We start from the raw sequence: 14,962 nt of genomic DNA, 5'->3' as shown, positions 1-14,962 counted from the left end.
GCGCCAGCGCCAGAGGGCCGCGCGCGCCTCCGGACGGACGAAGCTCACCGCCAGTCCCCAAGGGCCAGCTGCCAGACCGTCATCGCCGCCACGGCCGCCGTGTCGGCGCGCAGGACGCGGGGCCCGAGCGCGACGGGGTGGGCAAGAGGCATCGCCGACAGGCGGCGGCGTTCGGCCTCGGAAAACCCGCCCTCCGGTCCTACGAGGATCGCCCAGGGCGCTCCACGGGCCTGGCCGCCCTCCTCGCGCGCCGTGACACCGGCAAGCGCGGATGAGCCGCCCGCCAGCGCCTCGTCGCAGAACATCAGGTGCCGTTCCGCGGGCCAGTCCGCGAGAACGCGGTCAAGTTTGCGCAACTCGGCCACCTCCGGCACGAACGTGCCGCCGCATTGCTCGGCCGCCTCCACGGCGTGGGCCTGCAGGCGCTCGCGCCGGACGCGCTCGGCGTTGGTGAACTCCGTTTGCACGGGCAGGATGCGGGCCGTTCCCATCTCGGCCGCCTTCTCCACGATGAAATCCGTGCGCGCCTTCTTGATCGGGGCGAAGAGCAGCCAGAGATCCGGCGGGTTGCCTTGCGGCGCGGTCTGACGCTCGACCCGCAAGGTGCCACCCCGCTTGCCCGTCTCCTCGATCCGGGCCAGCCACTCGCCGTCCCGCCCGTTGAACACCCGCAGGGCGTCACCACGCCCCAGGCGCATCACGCCGAAAAGGTAATGCGCCTTGTCCCGGTCCAGCGGAACCGTTTGCCCTTGCCCGAGCGGGTGATCTACATACAGCCTGACCTTCGCATCTTTCATGGGGCTACCTTATGACCCGGATCGACCAGACGCCAGAGCCGCAGGGCACGGTTGCCGACGCCGTCAAGGGCAACTGGGTGGACCGCTGGGCGCCGGTTCCGGCACGTCCCTATCTGCGGCTGTCGCGGGCTGATCGCCCGATAGGAACCTGGCTGCTGCTGCTGCCGTGCTGGTGGGGGCTGTTGCTGGCCATGCTGCATGACGGGCGGGTCACGTGGCACGATCTCTGGATCTTCGCGGGGTGCGGACTCGGTGCCATCCTCATGCGCGGCGCGGGCTGCACGTGGAACGATATCACCGACCGCGACATCGACGGCGCGGTATCGCGAACCGCGCTGCGCCCCATCCCCGCGGGACAGGTCAGCGTCGCCGGGGCGCTGGCATGGCTCGTGGCGCAGTCGCTCGCCGCGTTCGCCATCCTGTTGACCTTCGATGCTGCGGCGATCCTTCTGGGCGTCGTCGCCCTTGTTCCGGTCTGCATCTACCCGTTCGCCAAACGCTTTACCTGGTGGCCGCAGGTCTTTCTGGGACTGGCGTTCAACTGGGGCGCGTTGCTGGCATGGACGGCGCATACGGGCCGGCTGGAGTGGCCGGCCGTGGTGCTCTATCTGGCGGGCATGGGCTGGACGCTGTTCTACGACACGATCTATGCCCATCAGGATGCCGAGGACGACGCGCTGATCGGCGTGAAGTCCACGGCGCGTCTTTTCGGGGCGCGCTCGCCCGTGTGGCTGCGGCGGTTCCTCGTGGCCGCCGTTTCCCTGCAGGGGCTGGCGGTGATCCTTGCCCTGGGCGTGGAGGGATGGCCGGCGGCGCTGCTGGCCCTGCTGGGCACGCTCGCTTTCGGATGGCATCTTCACTGGCAGTTGAGCCGCTTCGACATGGACGATTCCGACACGTTGCTCATGCTGTTCCGGTCCAACCGCGATGCAGGCCTGCTGCCCCTGCCGTTTTTCGCCGCCGCGCTTTTCCTTTGATTGAACTCCCGCGCCGGCGGACTTAAACACGTCCGGTAAGCAAGAGAAGCCCGAGGCCGATGCGTCTTTCTGCCATACTCGCCATTGCCGGAACCTTTCTGGCGGCGGCAACACTCAGCGTCATAAGCGCGCGCATTGCCGCGACGGTGGTCGAGGATACGTCGGAAAAGAGCGTCCGGGCCGAACTGGACGATGCCGGCGTTCACTGGGCAGAGGTCGATACCAACGGACTTCAGATATTCCTGGCGGGAACGACGCCGTCCGAGGCCAGCCGGTTCAAGGCGCTTTCGGCAGCCCGGGCGGTCGTGGACGCGGCAAGGGTCATAGACCAGATGCTGGTGCGCGAGCGCGACGACATCGCGCCGCCGCGCTTCTCGATCGAGATCCTGCGCAACGAAAGCGGCGTGTCGCTGATCGGTCTCGTGCCCGCCTCCATGGACCGCGCCGGTTTCGTGGCCGAGGTCAGGGCTGCCAGCGACGGAGCACCGGTGGCTGATTTCCTCGAATCCGCCGACCATCCCACGCCCGAAACCTGGGAGGCGGCGACACGCTATGCGCTGCGCTCGCTCAAGGATCTCGACCGGACCAAGATATCCGTGGATGCCAAGCGCGTGGCCGTCACCGCGATGACCGAAAGCGCGGCCGCCAAGGCCGAGATCGAGGCTGACCTGTCGCGCCGTGTGCCCGAGGACATCAAGCTGGCCCTGAACATCTCGGCGCCGCGCCCGGTGATCACCCCGTTCACCTTGCGTTTCGTGATCGATGATGGCGAGGCACGGTTCGACGCGTGTTCGGCCGATACCGAGGCGGCGCGCAAGCGTATCGTTGCCGCCGCGCGGGCTGCCGGTCTCGAGGGTGGTGCGGATTGCGTCATCGGGCTGGGCGTGCCGTCTCCGAAATGGGGGGCGGCTGCCGAACGGGCGATCGAGGCCCTTGCCCGGCTTGGAGAGGGAAAGCTGACCTTTACCGACGCCGACATCTCGCTGGTCGCGGCGCAAGGAACGGCGGAGAAACGTTTCGATGACGTGGTCGGGACGCTGGAATCCGACCTGCCGGAGGTGTTCGCCCTCCACGCCACCTTGCCGGAACCACCGGACGAGAGCGCGCCGGAAACGCCCGAATTCACCGCGACGCTGTCGCCGGAGGGGCTGGTGCAGCTGCGCGGGCGGGTCGCCAGTGCCGCCGATCGCAAATTGATCGACAGCTTCGCCCGTGCGCGCTTCACGTCCGACGGTGTTCACATGACCGCCCGCGTGGCCGATGGCCTGCCGGAGGAATGGACGCTGCGCATCCTTGCGGGGCTGGATGCCCTGTCTCACCTGTCCAACGGGGCGGTCAGGGTCATGCCGGACGATCTGTCGATCCGCGGTGCGACCGGGCAATCCGAGGCCGGAACGGCCATATCCGGCCTTTTGTCCGAGAAGCTGGGCAAGGGCGCGCAGTTCACCATCGACGTACGCTACGAGGAAGCCCTGGACCCGGTGGCGAACCTGCCGACGCCCAAGGAGTGCGAGGAACGTATCGCCGCGGTGCAGGAAGAGCGGAAAATCACCTTCGAGCCCGGCTCGGCCCGTATCGACCCGGAAGGGGCCGAGATCATGGACCGGATTGCGGAGATCCTGAAGGATTGCGGCGAGATCACCATGGAGATCGGCGGTCACACCGACAGCCAGGGGCGCGAGGTGATGAACCAGCGTCTCAGCCAGGAACGGGCGCAGACCGTGCTGAACGAGCTGCGCATGCGCCGCGTCCTGACCGCCTCGATCAGTGCCGTGGGTTACGGAGAAAGCCAACCCATCGCTGACAATGGCACCGAGGAGGGGCGTGCGGCCAACCGCCGGATCGAGTTCGACGTGATAACGCCGGAGGACCTCGCCGAGGCCGAGACGACGGCCCAGGCCGACACCGAAGTCGCCGCCGAACAGGAACAGGAGCCGGCAGGAAACGATACCGAAGCCGGCAACGAAGCGCAGGAAGAACCGTCGGATGAACAGGACTGAATTCATACTCGTGACCGCCGCGATTCTGTTCGTGGCGTTCTGTCTTGGCTGGTTCGCCAACTGGCTGGTGCACCGCTTCATCCGCGTGTCGCAGTCGGGCGTGGGCGAACTGGAGCGCATGGCGCAGGAGCTTCACGAGGCCGAGGAAACCCGCGATCAGGCGATCACCTACCTGCAGCAGCGCGAGGCGGAGCTGACGAAACAACTCAGCCAGACGGAGGCCGAGCTTTCGGCCACGATGGATGGTTTGCGCGAGGCCCGGGGCGAGGCCGAGGCGCTGCGGGCCGAACTCGAACGCCAGCGCGTCGGCTGACAGGCCGCATCGATTTGAACGAAACTCAGGCGGACTTGGCGAACCGCGTGATGGCCGAGGTCAGGCAGTCGAGGCTGTCCGTCCGCGGCGGTGTTTCCGGCAGCGTATCGGCAAGCAGCGACAGTTCCGTGCAGGCCACGAGCAGGTGATCTGCCCCCGCGTCCGCCAGCTTTGCCGCGGCCTCCTCGAGGCGCGGGGCAAGTTCGGTGTGGGCTGCACCGCCCTTCACGCCGCGTATGATCTCCAGCAGCGGCGCGTCATCCTCCAGCCACAGCGCAGAGAGATCTTGGCGCTCGAAATACGGGTCGAAAACCGCCGTCAACCGCGTCGCCGGAGAAGCGAGCATGCCCACGCGCTCCGCGCCGTGGGCTGATAACGTCCGGGCCGTCAGCTCCAGCATGTCGAGGAATGGCAGGCTGGTGGCGTGGGTCATCGCGAAGGCATAGTGATGGGCGGTGTTGCAGGGCATGGCCAGCGCCTGCGCGCCCGCCCGCTCCAGATCCTGCGCCATCGAGATGAGCACGGGCATCGGGTCTTTGCCGTCCCCCTTGATGAGCGCGTTGATCCGCGAGGGCACCTGCGGGTTCTGATGCACAAGCAGCGGGATGTGATCGGCGTCGTCCCGGGCGGGAACCGCGTGCAGGACCTTCTGCATCAGCAGGACCGTCGCCTCGGGTCCCATGCCGCCGATGATCCCGACGGGTTTCACGAAGCACCGCACATCAGCGTCGGTTTCCGCCGCGCCGGAGTGCGCGGATGTGGCTGAAAGGATATCAGGTCTGTCATTCCGGCTCGTTTCTCGGTGTCGTCACGGGCCCCATGCCCGGAATGTCCGAACAATACGCATCGTCGCCGGTGCGTGAAGCCTCTTTTTCCTCAACGATTCGTTTCTGGCATGGATGAAAGCCGTGATGCCAGCCCCTCTGCTGCGCGCTCGATCAGATCCAGGACACCGTCGAAATCGCGCGTGTAGTAGGGATCGGGCACGTGATCGGCCTCCGCGTCGGCAAGGTAGTCCGTCAACAGCCGGACCGGCGTTGCGTTACCCGTCGGGCGCAGCGCCTCGATATTCCGCAGGTTGGTGTCATCCATGGCGATGATGAGGTCGAAGCCGTCGAAATCCCGCGGGTGCAGCTGCCGGGCGCGCATGTCCGATATGTCGTAACCGCGTGCCGACGCCGCCTGCCGCATGGGGCCGTAGGGCGGTTCGCCCAGATGCCAGTCGCCGGTGCCGCAGCTGTCGGTCTCGACACCGGGCGCGCGTGCGCGAAAGACACCCTGTGCCGCGGGCGAGCGGCAAATGTTGCCAAGGCAGACGAAAAGAATCCGGGTGGTCATGGGCGCCTCCTTTGTGGTTCAAGGCATAAGGCAAGGAGGAGCCATGGGAAAGATCGTGATCCTGACCGGCGCCGGCATTTCCGCCGAGAGCGGGCTGGAGACGTTCCGGGATGATGGCGGTATCTGGACGCGGTACTCGCTGGAAGATGTCGCCACGCCAGAGGGATTTGCCCGTGATCCGGGGCTGGTGCATGATTTCTACAATGCCCGCCGGGCCCAGTCGGCCGAGGCATCGCCAAACCCGGCACATCTGGCGCTGGCCCGGCTGGAGTCCGGTCATGCCGACGAGACGCTCGTGGTGACGCAGAACATCGATGGGCTGCACGAGGCCGCCGGAAGCCGCAATGTCGTGCACATGCATGGCCGGATCGACCGTGCGCTCTGCCATGCCTGTGGCCACCGCTGGACCGCGCCGCCGATGATGTCGCCGGGGGATGTCTGTCCCGGCTGTTCCGCGCAGGCAACCCGCCCCGATGTCGTCTGGTTCGGCGAGATGCCCCATGGCATGGATCGCATAGACGCGGCTATTGCAGACGCTGACGTTTTCGCCGCGATCGGCACGTCGGGACAGGTTTATCCGGCCGCCGCGTTCGGCCAGCACGCCCGGCGGATGGGGGCGCACACGGTTGAACTCAACCTCGAAGCATCGGCGGCCTCGGCTGATTTCCACGAGCAGCGCCACGGCCCGGCCAGCGAGATCGTGCCGGCCTGGGTCGAGGAGCTGCTGCGCTGAAAACGAAAAACCCCGCCGTGGCGGGCGGGGTTCCTGCAGGTTGGCGGTCGCCGCCCGGTCAGGCGTTTGCGGCGCGGGCCTTGGCGATTTCTTTCTTGACCTTCAGAGCGGCGGGGGAAAGCTCGCTGTCTTTCGCCTTGTCGAGGAAGGCGTCGAGCCCGCCACGATGATCGACGCTCCGCAGTGCCGATGCCGAGATGCGCAGCTTGATACCGCGGCCAAGCGCCTCGGATTGCAGGGTCACATCATTCAGGTTCGGCAGGTACCGGCGCTTGGTCTTGTTGTTAGCGTGGCTGGAATGCATGCCAACCATGGGGCGTTTTCCGGTCAGTTCGCACACACGCGACATGGGGCTTTTCCTCGTCTTGGGGCGGGCGCGCGGGCCCTGCTCAATACAAACGGGCACCACCCGCGGCGGCGCCCCGAAATCCGTGCGCGGTCTTTACGGCCAATGACATGGGGCGTCAAGGGATTCGGGCCGGAAAATACGGATTGAACCGCTGCGGTGCACGGTTAGGCTGCCCTTTTACTGCAGCACGGCAACGGCGAAGGGAAGCAACATGGACATAATGAAAGCAGGCACAAGAGAAAGCCGCATCGCCAACCCTGACTATTTCACCGGCCGCGTCTGGCAGGATCCGGTTGTCGAGCCGCCGGAGCCTGCAAGGGTCCGCGCCCTTCGCGTGACCTTCGAGCCCGGCGCCCGGACTGCATGGCACACGCATCCGCTTGGCCAGACCCTGCTCGTCCTGTCGGGCGTGGGACTCGTCGGATTGCGGGACGAGGCGCCGCGGGTCATCCGCCCCGGGGACACGGTCTGGATTCCGCCCGGCGAGGAGCATTGGCACGGCGCCGGGCCGAGCACGATGATGAGCCATCTGGCCATCCAGGAGGCCGAGGGCGGCCGCGCTGCCGACTGGCTGGAGCATGTGAGCGAAGAGGATTACCGGCGCGCCCCGGAATGACGGGCGGACCCGGCCGGATGGCGGCGCGTGTCATCCGCTGCCCGTCGCCGCGCGCCCATGGGCCGCGTCGAAATCCGGCTGCGGGCCCAGCGGGATGATACCGTGCGGGTTCACCATCGTGTGGCTGACATAGTAGTGGCGCACGATGTGATCGAAATGCACCGTCTCGCGCACGCCCGGCCACTGGTACAGCTCGCGCACGTAGGCCCACAGGTTCGGGTACTCCACGATCCGCGCGCGGTTGCACTTGAAATGGGTGTGGTAGACCAGATCGAAACGGACCAGCGTGGTGAACAGCCGCCAGTCGGCTTCCGTCACTCGGTCACCCATCAGGTAACGTTGTTCCGAAAGCAGCGCCTCGAGCCGCGCGAGGCTGTCGAACAAGGGGAGGACCGCATCGTCATAGGCCGCCTGCGAGGTGGCGAACCCCGCCTTGTAGACGCCGTTGTTGATGGTTTCGTAGATCCGCGTGTTCAGCTTCTCTATCCCCTCGCGCAGACGTTCGGGCCAGTAATCATCGGTATTTCCGGTCAGGTGGTCGAAGGCCGAGTTGAACATCCGGATGATCTCGGCGGACTCGTTGGAGACGATCGTCTCGCGCTTGGTGTCCCACAGCACCGGCACCGTCACGCGGCCCGACATTCGAGGATCGACCCTGAGGTAGAGATCCCGCAGGTAGGGCAGCCCATACAGGCGGTCGCCGGTGGCGGCGGGATAGTCGTCGCGCAACTCCCAGCCGTCCGATCCCATGTCCGGATGCACGACGGAAACGTCGACATGTTCCTGCAGGCCCTTCAGGGTGCGGAAGATCATTGCCCGATGCGCCCAGGGGCAGGCATGGGAAACATAGAGGTGGTAGCGCCCGCTTTCGGCCGGAAAGCCGCCCTCGCCGGACGGCCCCGCGCTGCCGTCGGGCGTGATCCAGTTGCGAAACGCCGACGTGGAGCGGACGAATTCGCCGCCGGTGGACGCGGTGTCGTACCATTCGTCGCGCCACACTCCATTGACCAGTTGTCCCATGCCACACCTCCGCGGTGTTGAAAGCTCTGGCCGCCCTAGGTGGGTGGCGGCTTGCCCTCTGCCTAGGTGGATGGATGCGCAAGCGTCGTGCGGGGCTGCACACATGCCTGTCGCTTGTGTGCCACGTCGCCCGGGCGGACACATCCTGACGTGCCGGCGACACCAGAAACCGCGTGACGCGGCCGGCGAATCACGGGATCAAGGAGGTGTGTACCGGCTTGGGGCTGAAAATGACGACGTATCTTCCACCGGATGTTCAGGCCGGGCTGGACGACGCCCGGAAAAAGGCTTGGAAAAACAGCCATCGCCTGCGCGTGCACGCGGGGAATGACTGCTACCGCGTCATCGAGGCATGGCAAGGCGGGTTCTCGCTCGACAGGGACGCGGCATATCATTTGCGGGGTCGGGTCGACCTGTATGACGGCGCGCGGCATCTGGCGCAGTGCCTCATCGTGGCGTCGGACGAGGACGGTGACGAGATACGTTTCGAATACAAGCAGTTGACCGGTGCGAACAGCGAGCAGCCGCTGGATTTCGAACGCGATGCCAACCAACCCGTCGCGTTGATCGGGCCGGGGTGACGGCCAGGGTTTACTGAAGATCCGAAAACGCGTCCTGCAAACGGTTCACCGCCTCCTCGACACGCTGTCGCGGCATGCCAAGATTGAACCGCAGGAAGGTTTCCCCGCCGGTGCCGAATTCCGCGCCTACCGACGGGGCGATACGCGCGTGACCGTGGACCCGGTGAAGCACCTCGTCCATGCCCATGCCCGTATTCGCGAAATCGACCCATGCAAGGTATGTCGATTGCATCGGCATTGCCGTGAGCCCGGGTATCGCGTGCATTCCCGCACGGAAAATCCGTTGATTGTCATCCAGATAGTTCACCAGCGCATCGACCCACTCGGCGCCGCGCGGGGAATAGGCCGCGCGCGTCAGTTCGACGCCCAGCAGGTTCGGCTGGGTCTGGTGGGACAACAAGGCCTGCCTGAAGCGCTTGCGCATCTCCGGGTCGGGGATCGTCACCGTGCCAAGCCGTGCCCCCGCGGTGTTGAAGGTCTTGGAGGCGGCCGTCATCATCAGGGTGCGGCCGGCGGCCCAGGGCGCGGCGACGAGGAACGGCGTAAAGCTTTGCCCCGGGAAGACGAGGTCGTGATGGATCTCGTCGGCAAGGATCAGCAGGTCATGCCGCTCGCACACTCCGGCCAGGGCCTGCAGTTCCTCGACCGTCCAGATCCGGCCCGCCGGGTTGTGCGGCGAAGAGATGAGCACGGCCCGTTCGCGCCCGGTGAGCGTCGCTTCCAGCGCGTCGAGGTCCATGTGATAGATGCCGTTCTCGATCCGCAGGGGGGCTTCGTGCACGACCCGTCCGGCAAGGTTAATCTTCTTGGCGAACTCGTGGTAGACGGGGGTGAATATGACCACCGCATCCCCCGGTTCGGTGAACGTCTCGAGGCACAGCGCGATCGCGTGGCCCAGACCGTAGGTGCTCGACATCCAGTCGGGGCTGGCGGCCCAGCCATGGCGCCGTTTCATCCACCACGACACGGCCTCGTTCATCGCGTCATCGCCGGCGAAATAGCCGTAGTTGGCCTTGTCCATGAGATCGCCGACGGCCTCCTGCAGGAAATCCGGCGCGCGGAAATCCATGTCCGCGACCCACATGGCGATACCGTCCTCGGGCGAGACGCCGCTATAGGCCTCCATCCGGTCCCACTTGGCAGAATTGGTGCCGCGGCGGTCGATGATCTCGTCGAAATTCATGGCAGGCTCCGGTTGATCGGGTCGGGCGAAGCTATCGCACTCGTTCGCGGGCGCAAGGGGCGTTGCGGTCGATGCCGGCTTCGCCTAAATGAAAGGGGATGAAGCGTCCGATCGTTATCCACCCCGACCCGCGGCTGAAAAAGCTGTGCACGCCCGTCGACGACCTGTCAGACGAGTTGCGCGCACTGGCCGACGACATGCTGGAGACGATGTACGACGCGCCCGGCATCGGGCTGGCCGCGCCGCAGGTGGGCGTGCTAAGCCGCCTGATCGTCATGGATTGCGTCAAGGAAGAGGGTGAGCAGCCCCGGCCGTTGGTGATGTTCAACCCCGAGGTCGTGGCGGCCTCGGACGAGAAGAACACCTACGAGGAAGGCTGCCTGTCGATCCCCGAGGAGTTCGCCGAGGTCACGCGGCCCGAGGCCGTGGACGTGCGCTGGATCGACCGTGACGGCGCGCCGCGGCAGGAAACCTTCGACGGTCTGTGGGCCACCTGCGTGCAGCACGAGATCGACCATCTCAACGGCAAGCTCTTCATAGACTATCTCGGTCCTATGAAACGGCAGATGATCACCCGCAGGATGCAGAAGCTCAAGCGCGAGAAGGCCCGCGCGTGACGGTCAGGCCCTGCCTGCGATGGCCCGATGCGCGGCTGCGCACCCCCGCCGTGCCGGTCGAGACGGTCACGGAGGCCACCCGCGCCATCTGGGACGACATGATCGAAACGATGGAGGCGATGCCCGGCGTAGGGCTGGCCGCCCCGCAGATCGGCGTGATGCAGCGGCTGGCGGTCGTGGACGCGAGCACCGGGCGCGGCGAGGCGGTGCGCATGGCGAACCCAGAGGTGCTGCATGCCAGCATCGAGCTACGCGCACACGAGGAAGCCAGCCCCAACCTGCCCGGCGTGTCGGCCGAGTTGAAACGTCCCAGGGCGGTAACCGTGCGGTTCCTGAACGCCGCGGGCACGTTGGAGGAGCGCGATTTCGTCGGGCTCTGGGCCACCAGCGTTCAACACCAGATCGATCATCTGGACGGGCGGATGTATTTCGACCGTCTGGGCCGGGTGAAGCGCGACATGCTGCTGCGCAAGGCGCGCAAGGCCGGGTGACGGCGCGGGCCGTACCGGCGGGAAACGGGTATTTGGGCCAAGAAGAAGGGGCGGGCATGCGAGTGATATTCATGGGGACGCCCGGTTTCTCGGTGCCGGTTCTGGAGGCGCTGGTCGAGGCAGGGCACGAGGTTGCGGCGGTCTATTGCCAGCCCCCCCGCCCGGCAGGCCGCGGCAAGACGGAGCGGCCGAGCCCGGTGCAGGTCCGGGCGGAGGAGATGGGCCTGCCGGTGCGCCATCCCGGCAGCCTTTCGGGCGCGCCGGAGCAGGCAGCGCTTGCCGCGCTGGGGGCGGATGTCGCGGTGGTGGTGGCCTATGGCATGATCCTGCCGCAGGCAGTGCTGGACATGCCGGCGCATGGATGCCTGAACGTCCATGCCTCGCTCTTGCCGCGCTGGCGCGGGGCGGCCCCCATCCAGCGTGCCATCATGGCCGGCGACCGCGAGACCGGGGTGTGCATCATGAAGATGGAGGCGGGACTCGATACCGGGCCTGTCCTGTTGCGCGAGGCGACGCCGATCGGGCCGGAGGATACCGCCGGAGACCTGCACGACCGCCTGTCGGCGATGGGGGCGCATCTGGTTATCAAGGCGCTTGATGGCCTCGAAACGTTGACCCCCGAGCCCCAGCCCGAGACGGGTGTCACCTATGCCGCCAAGATCGACAAGGCCGAGGCGCGCGTCGACTGGACGCGCCCGGCCGGGGAGGTCGATGGCAAGATCCGCGGGCTTTCACCGTTCCCGGGCGCCTGGATCGAAGTCGCGGGGCAGCGCGTGAAGCTGCTGGCCTCGCGGCTGGCGGAGGGGTGCGGCCCGCCGGGCGAGGTGCTGGACGACGCGTTGACCGTGGCCTGCGGACGGGGCGCCGTGCAGATCCTGCGCCTGCAACGTGCAGGCCGGGGGCCGCAGGGCGCGCAGGAGTTCCTGCGCGGCACTTCGCTGCCGCCGGGCACGCGGCTTTAGGGGGCGCGCATGTTCCTGCAGCTTTTCGGAACCGTGGTGATCGCCGGGATCGTGGGGTATGTCAGCGAGAAATCAGGGTTCACGCGCAACGGATATCTCGCCTCGGTCGTGATCTGCGTCGGCGGGGCGTTCCTGTTCTACTTCGTGCGCATCATGTTCGGCCTGGGGTTCGGCCCGCCGGGGATCGACGCGATCATCTCCTCGGTGGGGGCGCTGATCATCGTGCCGACCCACTGGCGCAAACGCAGGTAGGGCGCGGTGATGGGTCTTGTCTACCTGGTGATCATCGGCGCGGCGGCAGGGGTCCTGGCCACCCGGCTGATGCGCCTGCGAACGGATATCCCGACCACCGTCGCCATCGGTATCGCCGGGGCCCTGATCGGGGGCTGGTCCTGCAGGTCCTGGCCGCGGTCATGGGGCTGCTCGGCGGCCTGATCGGGGCGGTTCTGGGGGCATTGCTGCTGATCTGGATCTACCAGACATACATCGCCCGCAAGAAATAGCCGCGCCGTGGTCAGCCGGCAGAGGATCTCGTTTTTTCCGGCTTGAACGGCTTCATGCCCTCGCGTGCAAGCGCGTCGGCGCGCTCGTTCTCGGGGTGCCCGTCATGCCCCTTTACCCACTCCCAGGTCACGTCGTGCCGGTGCTGCGCCGCGTCGAGACGTTTCCACAGCTCGGCGTTCTTGACCGGCTTTTTCGCCGCGGTCTTCCAGCCGTTCTTCTTCCAGCCGTGGATCCAGCCCGTCACGCCGTTCTTGACGTAGGCGGAGTCCGTCACGATGGTGATGGACGAGGGGGCGCTCAGCGTCTCGAGCGCGGTGATCGCGGCCAGCAATTCCATCCGGTTGTTCGTTGTCTCGGCTTCGCCACCGCTGAGCGCGCGTTCCTTGAGGACCGTTTGGCCATCGCGGGCCTGCAGCAGCACACCCCAGCCGCCCGGGCCGGGGTTGCCGGAACAGGCCCCGTCGGTGAAGGCGTAAAGCTCAGCCATGGGCAGCGATCGTGACCCAGTCTTCCGGGGTCCCTGCCAGGCCGGTGTCGCAGCCATGGTCGCTGGAGAACGGGACGAAGCCGGCATCGCGCAGGATGACGTGCAACTCTTCCTCCGTGTAGTAGGTGTAGAACCGGCCGAGGCTGTCACGGTGCGCGCCCGTTCCGGTCTTCATGCCGATATGGAACAGCCCGCCGGGTTTCAGCGCCCGGCGCAGCGCCGCAAGATGGCGCGGCATGTCGGCACGGGGCGCGTGGAGAAGGCTGAAATTGGCCCAGATTCCATCGTATATGTCGGTGCCGTCCAGATCGTCGAAGCTGGCCACGCGGGCGGTAACGCCGGGGATGTCCGCGGCCTCGCCGACCATCGCGGGCGAGGCGTCGGTCGCCTCGACGACCAGCCCGGCCATCGCCATCCTGCGCGCGGCCCAGCCCGGGCCACAGCCAAGGTCGAGCACCCGGGCGCCCTTGGGCAGCGCGGCGATGAAGGCACCAAGGCGGGGGTCGCCCGAAAGATCGTCGGCCATCCGCGCATAGTCTTCGAGTTTCGCGGCATACGCGGCCAGAGTTTCGCGGTCAGCGGTCATGACAGGATCACCGCGATGGCCAGGCAGACCAGCACGACGGCCGTCAGGGTCAGCCGCAGCCCCATCCACCAGCCGGGCGCCACGCCTTGACGGGAAAACCACCAGTCGATCCCGAGGATGACGGTGAACCCGGCGATCAGCGAAAGACCGGCCGCGACGACGCCGCCGCCGGTCGTGAAAAAGGCCCAGAGCGCCGGGACGACCGACAACACGTAGCCCGTGGTGGCGCGCTGCCCCCCAAGGCGCGTGGCAAACCCCCACAACACCCCTGACATGAAGGACAGGATGACCGCGCCGTAAAAGAGAATGACGTATGGTCCCGCGAAACGCGGGCCGAGCATTCGTGCCCCCCAGTCGCCCAAACCGGGAAAGATCACCGTGAGCGCCCCCCAGACAAACGGGACAAGCCCGGCAAAGCCGAGCCACAGCGGCGCGCGCGGGATGGTCATGCCGGTTCCCGCAGCACACGGGGCACCTTGAACTCGACGTTCTCGGTCGCGGTTTCGACCAGTTCAACCGCTACGTCGTAGCGTTCGCCGAGGGCGGTGATCACCTCCTCGACCAGTATCTCGGGGGCCGATGCCCCCGCGGTGATGCCGATGGACCGGATGCCGTCAAGCGCCCGCCAGTCTATGTCGGCGGCCCGCTGGACCAGCTGGGCATAGCCGCAACCGGCCTTTCGCCCGACCTCCACGAGCCGCTTGGAATTCGAGGAATTGGGCGCACCCACGACCAGCATGGCGTCCGATTTCCCGGCCATCGCCTTGACGGCTTCCTGCCGGTTGGTCGTGGCATAACAGATGTCTTCCTTGTGCGGCCCCTGGATGGCGGGAAAACGCGCCTGCAGCGCGTGCACGATATCGATGGTGTCATCGACCGAAAGCGTCGTCTGCGTGACGAAGGCCAGCTTTTCAGGGTCGCGCACCTCCAGCCGGTCAACGTCTGCCACGGTTTCCACCAGCAGGACGTCGCCCTCGGGCAGCTGGCCCATGGTGCCGACCGTTTCAGGGTGGCCGGCATGGCCGATCATGATGATCTGCAGACCGTTCGCGGCGTGCCGCTCGGCCTCGATATGCACCTTGGAGACAAGCGGGCAGGTGGCGTCGACATAGACCATGTCACGCCGGGCGGCCTCTGCCGGGACGGCCTTGGGTACCCCGTGGGCCGAGAAGATCACGGGCCGGTCGTCGGGGCATTCGTCCAGTTCCTCGACGAACACGGCACCCTTGGCCCGCAAGTCATCGACGACATAGCGATTATGCACGATCTCGTGGCGGACGAAGACGGGCGGGCCCCATTTCTCCAGCGCCATTTCGACGATCTTGATGGCCCTGTCCACCCCGGCGCAGAATCCGCGCGGCGCGGCCAGGTGAACGGTAAGCGGCGGTTTCATCATGCGGCCTCCTGT

General features: G+C 66.6%; 20 protein-coding genes and 1 pseudogene. 11 read left to right on the top strand and 10 right to left on the bottom strand.

The window, feature by feature from the left end:
- Positions 1 to 44: 44 nt before the first annotated feature.
- On the bottom strand, positions 45 to 797 hold the full coding sequence (locus tag ACH13J_RS15260; RefSeq protein WP_397544211.1) for a 16S rRNA (uracil(1498)-N(3))-methyltransferase: 753 nt from the start codon (positions 795 to 797) through the stop codon (positions 45 to 47).
- A gap of 11 nt (positions 798 to 808) precedes the next feature.
- Here ACH13J_RS15260 and ubiA point away from each other — a divergent pair, with 11 nt between their 5' ends.
- Genes ubiA through ACH13J_RS15245 form a run of 3 tightly spaced genes read left to right on the top strand, consistent with a single transcriptional unit; the run spans position 809 to position 4,087 of the window.
- Positions 809 to 1,774: a 4-hydroxybenzoate octaprenyltransferase gene (gene ubiA, locus ACH13J_RS15255; RefSeq protein ID WP_397544210.1), complete on the top strand. Its 966-nt coding sequence runs from the start codon at positions 809 to 811 to the stop codon at positions 1,772 to 1,774.
- A gap of 59 nt (positions 1,775 to 1,833) precedes the next feature.
- Complete coding sequence (locus tag ACH13J_RS15250; protein ID WP_397544209.1) at positions 1,834 to 3,774, top strand: OmpA family protein; 1,941 nt, start codon at positions 1,834 to 1,836, stop codon at positions 3,772 to 3,774.
- Positions 3,761 to 4,087: a hypothetical protein gene (locus tag ACH13J_RS15245; protein WP_397544208.1), complete on the top strand. Its 327-nt coding sequence runs from the start codon at positions 3,761 to 3,763 to the stop codon at positions 4,085 to 4,087. The genes ACH13J_RS15250 and ACH13J_RS15245 overlap by 14 nt, the downstream gene beginning before the upstream one ends.
- A gap of 25 nt (positions 4,088 to 4,112) precedes the next feature.
- Here the strand turns inward: ACH13J_RS15245 and ACH13J_RS15240 are convergent, their stop codons facing one another.
- Positions 4,113 to 4,796: a cysteate racemase gene (locus tag ACH13J_RS15240; protein ID WP_397544207.1), complete on the bottom strand. Its 684-nt coding sequence runs from the start codon at positions 4,794 to 4,796 to the stop codon at positions 4,113 to 4,115.
- Positions 4,797 to 4,963: 167 nt separating this feature from the next.
- Positions 4,964 to 5,425, bottom strand: coding sequence for an arsenate reductase/protein-tyrosine-phosphatase family protein (locus tag ACH13J_RS15235; protein ID WP_397544206.1), 462 nt, complete (start codon positions 5,423 to 5,425; stop codon positions 4,964 to 4,966).
- A gap of 43 nt (positions 5,426 to 5,468) precedes the next feature.
- Between ACH13J_RS15235 and ACH13J_RS15230 the strand changes: the two genes are divergently transcribed.
- Complete coding sequence (locus ACH13J_RS15230; protein ID WP_397544205.1) at positions 5,469 to 6,158, top strand: Sir2 family NAD-dependent protein deacetylase; 690 nt, start codon at positions 5,469 to 5,471, stop codon at positions 6,156 to 6,158.
- Between the two features lie 58 nt (positions 6,159 to 6,216).
- Here the strand turns inward: ACH13J_RS15230 and rpmB are convergent, their stop codons facing one another.
- Complete coding sequence (gene rpmB, locus ACH13J_RS15225; protein ID WP_397544204.1) at positions 6,217 to 6,507, bottom strand: 50S ribosomal protein L28; 291 nt, start codon at positions 6,505 to 6,507, stop codon at positions 6,217 to 6,219.
- Positions 6,508 to 6,718: 211 nt separating this feature from the next.
- Between rpmB and ACH13J_RS15220 the strand changes: the two genes are divergently transcribed.
- The gene (locus tag ACH13J_RS15220; RefSeq protein WP_397544203.1) at positions 6,719 to 7,123 is read left to right on the top strand and encodes a (R)-mandelonitrile lyase; all 405 of its coding nucleotides are present in this window, start codon (positions 6,719 to 6,721) and stop codon (positions 7,121 to 7,123) included.
- A 30-nt stretch (positions 7,124 to 7,153) separates the two neighbouring features.
- Here ACH13J_RS15220 and ACH13J_RS15215 read toward each other — a convergent pair whose 3' ends face one another.
- Positions 7,154 to 8,143: a glutathione S-transferase C-terminal domain-containing protein gene (locus tag ACH13J_RS15215; protein ID WP_397544202.1), complete on the bottom strand. Its 990-nt coding sequence runs from the start codon at positions 8,141 to 8,143 to the stop codon at positions 7,154 to 7,156.
- Between the two features lie 230 nt (positions 8,144 to 8,373).
- On the opposite strand from ACH13J_RS15215, the gene ACH13J_RS15210 reads away from it, so the two are divergent.
- Positions 8,374 to 8,724 carry a hypothetical protein gene (locus ACH13J_RS15210; protein WP_397544201.1) on the top strand — a complete coding sequence of 117 codons (351 nt, stop codon included), beginning with the start codon at positions 8,374 to 8,376 and terminating at the stop codon, positions 8,722 to 8,724.
- A gap of 10 nt (positions 8,725 to 8,734) precedes the next feature.
- On the opposite strand, the gene ACH13J_RS15205 is transcribed toward ACH13J_RS15210, so the two are convergent.
- Complete coding sequence (locus tag ACH13J_RS15205) at positions 8,735 to 9,907, bottom strand: PatB family C-S lyase (RefSeq protein WP_397544200.1); 1,173 nt, start codon at positions 9,905 to 9,907, stop codon at positions 8,735 to 8,737.
- A gap of 98 nt (positions 9,908 to 10,005) precedes the next feature.
- Between ACH13J_RS15205 and def (ACH13J_RS15200) the strand changes: the two genes are divergently transcribed.
- The 5 genes and pseudogenes from def (ACH13J_RS15200) to ACH13J_RS15180 all read left to right on the top strand — a co-directional run bounded on the left by def (ACH13J_RS15200) (position 10,006) and on the right by ACH13J_RS15180 (position 12,480).
- On the top strand, positions 10,006 to 10,524 hold the full coding sequence (def, locus tag ACH13J_RS15200; protein ID WP_397544199.1) for a peptide deformylase: 519 nt from the start codon (positions 10,006 to 10,008) through the stop codon (positions 10,522 to 10,524).
- Positions 10,521 to 11,015 carry a peptide deformylase gene (gene def / locus ACH13J_RS15195; RefSeq protein ID WP_397544198.1) on the top strand — a complete coding sequence of 165 codons (495 nt, stop codon included), beginning with the start codon at positions 10,521 to 10,523 and terminating at the stop codon, positions 11,013 to 11,015. The genes def (ACH13J_RS15200) and def (ACH13J_RS15195) overlap by 4 nt, the downstream gene beginning before the upstream one ends.
- A 56-nt stretch (positions 11,016 to 11,071) precedes the next feature.
- On the top strand, positions 11,072 to 11,977 hold the full coding sequence (gene fmt, locus ACH13J_RS15190) for a methionyl-tRNA formyltransferase (RefSeq protein WP_397544197.1): 906 nt from the start codon (positions 11,072 to 11,074) through the stop codon (positions 11,975 to 11,977).
- Positions 11,978 to 11,986: 9 nt separating this feature from the next.
- A complete protein-coding gene (locus tag ACH13J_RS15185; protein ID WP_397544196.1) occupies positions 11,987 to 12,229 on the top strand; it encodes a hypothetical protein in 243 nt (80 codons plus the stop codon).
- A 9-nt stretch (positions 12,230 to 12,238) separates the two neighbouring features.
- Positions 12,239 to 12,480, top strand: a pseudogene (locus tag ACH13J_RS15180) (GlsB/YeaQ/YmgE family stress response membrane protein).
- A gap of 11 nt (positions 12,481 to 12,491) precedes the next feature.
- Here the strand turns inward: ACH13J_RS15180 and rnhA are convergent.
- From rnhA to ispH, 4 genes are read right to left on the bottom strand one after another with little or no spacing between them, the layout of a single operon-like run.
- Positions 12,492 to 12,968 carry a ribonuclease HI gene (rnhA, locus tag ACH13J_RS15175; RefSeq protein ID WP_397544195.1) on the bottom strand — a complete coding sequence of 159 codons (477 nt, stop codon included), beginning with the start codon at positions 12,966 to 12,968 and terminating at the stop codon, positions 12,492 to 12,494.
- Entirely contained in the window at positions 12,961 to 13,554 is a 594-nt protein-coding gene (locus ACH13J_RS15170) for a methyltransferase domain-containing protein (RefSeq protein ID WP_397544194.1), read from the bottom strand. The genes rnhA and ACH13J_RS15170 overlap by 8 nt, the downstream gene beginning before the upstream one ends.
- Positions 13,551 to 14,003, bottom strand: a complete 453-nt coding sequence (locus ACH13J_RS15165) for a DUF3429 domain-containing protein (protein WP_397544193.1) — start codon at positions 14,001 to 14,003, stop codon at positions 13,551 to 13,553. Before ACH13J_RS15165 ends, ACH13J_RS15170 begins: the two co-directional genes overlap by 4 nt.
- Positions 14,000 to 14,950, bottom strand: a complete 951-nt coding sequence (ispH, locus tag ACH13J_RS15160) for a 4-hydroxy-3-methylbut-2-enyl diphosphate reductase (RefSeq protein ID WP_397544192.1) — start codon at positions 14,948 to 14,950, stop codon at positions 14,000 to 14,002. Before ispH ends, ACH13J_RS15165 begins: the two co-directional genes overlap by 4 nt.
- Between the last annotated feature and the right edge of the window lie 12 nt (positions 14,951 to 14,962).

It is taken from the genome of Roseovarius salis (assembly GCF_044472985.1).
Classification (GTDB): domain Bacteria; phylum Pseudomonadota; class Alphaproteobacteria; order Rhodobacterales; family Rhodobacteraceae; genus Roseovarius; species Roseovarius salis.
This window is presented reverse-complemented; position numbering and strand designations above follow the sequence as displayed.

What these genes read in the sequence shown, in the direction of transcription:
- ACH13J_RS15260 (WP_397544211.1), bottom strand. Translation starts at nt 797, where the DNA reads ATGAAAGATGCGAAGGTCAGGCTGTATGTAGATCACCCGCTCGGGCAA.
- ACH13J_RS15235 (WP_397544206.1), bottom strand. Translation starts at nt 5,425, where the DNA reads ATGACCACCCGGATTCTTTTCGTCTGCCTTGGCAACATTTGCCGCTCG.
- ACH13J_RS15170 (WP_397544194.1), bottom strand. Translation starts at nt 13,554, where the DNA reads ATGACCGCTGACCGCGAAACTCTGGCCGCGTATGCCGCGAAACTCGAA.
- rnhA (WP_397544195.1), bottom strand. Translation starts at nt 12,968, where the DNA reads ATGGCTGAGCTTTACGCCTTCACCGACGGGGCCTGTTCCGGCAACCCC.
- ACH13J_RS15215 (WP_397544202.1), bottom strand. Translation starts at nt 8,143, where the DNA reads ATGGGACAACTGGTCAATGGAGTGTGGCGCGACGAATGGTACGACACC.
- ACH13J_RS15220 (WP_397544203.1), top strand. Translation starts at nt 6,719, where the DNA reads ATGGACATAATGAAAGCAGGCACAAGAGAAAGCCGCATCGCCAACCCT.
- ACH13J_RS15185 (WP_397544196.1), top strand. Translation starts at nt 11,987, where the DNA reads ATGTTCCTGCAGCTTTTCGGAACCGTGGTGATCGCCGGGATCGTGGGG.
- ACH13J_RS15245 (WP_397544208.1), top strand. Translation starts at nt 3,761, where the DNA reads ATGAACAGGACTGAATTCATACTCGTGACCGCCGCGATTCTGTTCGTG.
- rpmB (WP_397544204.1), bottom strand. Translation starts at nt 6,507, where the DNA reads ATGTCGCGTGTGTGCGAACTGACCGGAAAACGCCCCATGGTTGGCATG.
- ACH13J_RS15230 (WP_397544205.1), top strand. Translation starts at nt 5,469, where the DNA reads ATGGGAAAGATCGTGATCCTGACCGGCGCCGGCATTTCCGCCGAGAGC.
- def (WP_397544199.1), top strand. Translation starts at nt 10,006, where the DNA reads ATGAAGCGTCCGATCGTTATCCACCCCGACCCGCGGCTGAAAAAGCTG.
- ACH13J_RS15250 (WP_397544209.1), top strand. Translation starts at nt 1,834, where the DNA reads ATGCGTCTTTCTGCCATACTCGCCATTGCCGGAACCTTTCTGGCGGCG.
- ispH (WP_397544192.1), bottom strand. Translation starts at nt 14,950, where the DNA reads ATGATGAAACCGCCGCTTACCGTTCACCTGGCCGCGCCGCGCGGATTC.
- fmt (WP_397544197.1), top strand. Translation starts at nt 11,072, where the DNA reads ATGCGAGTGATATTCATGGGGACGCCCGGTTTCTCGGTGCCGGTTCTG.
- ACH13J_RS15165 (WP_397544193.1), bottom strand. Translation starts at nt 14,003, where the DNA reads ATGACCATCCCGCGCGCGCCGCTGTGGCTCGGCTTTGCCGGGCTTGTC.
- ACH13J_RS15205 (WP_397544200.1), bottom strand. Translation starts at nt 9,907, where the DNA reads ATGAATTTCGACGAGATCATCGACCGCCGCGGCACCAATTCTGCCAAG.
- ubiA (WP_397544210.1), top strand. Translation starts at nt 809, where the DNA reads ATGACCCGGATCGACCAGACGCCAGAGCCGCAGGGCACGGTTGCCGAC.
- ACH13J_RS15210 (WP_397544201.1), top strand. Translation starts at nt 8,374, where the DNA reads ATGACGACGTATCTTCCACCGGATGTTCAGGCCGGGCTGGACGACGCC.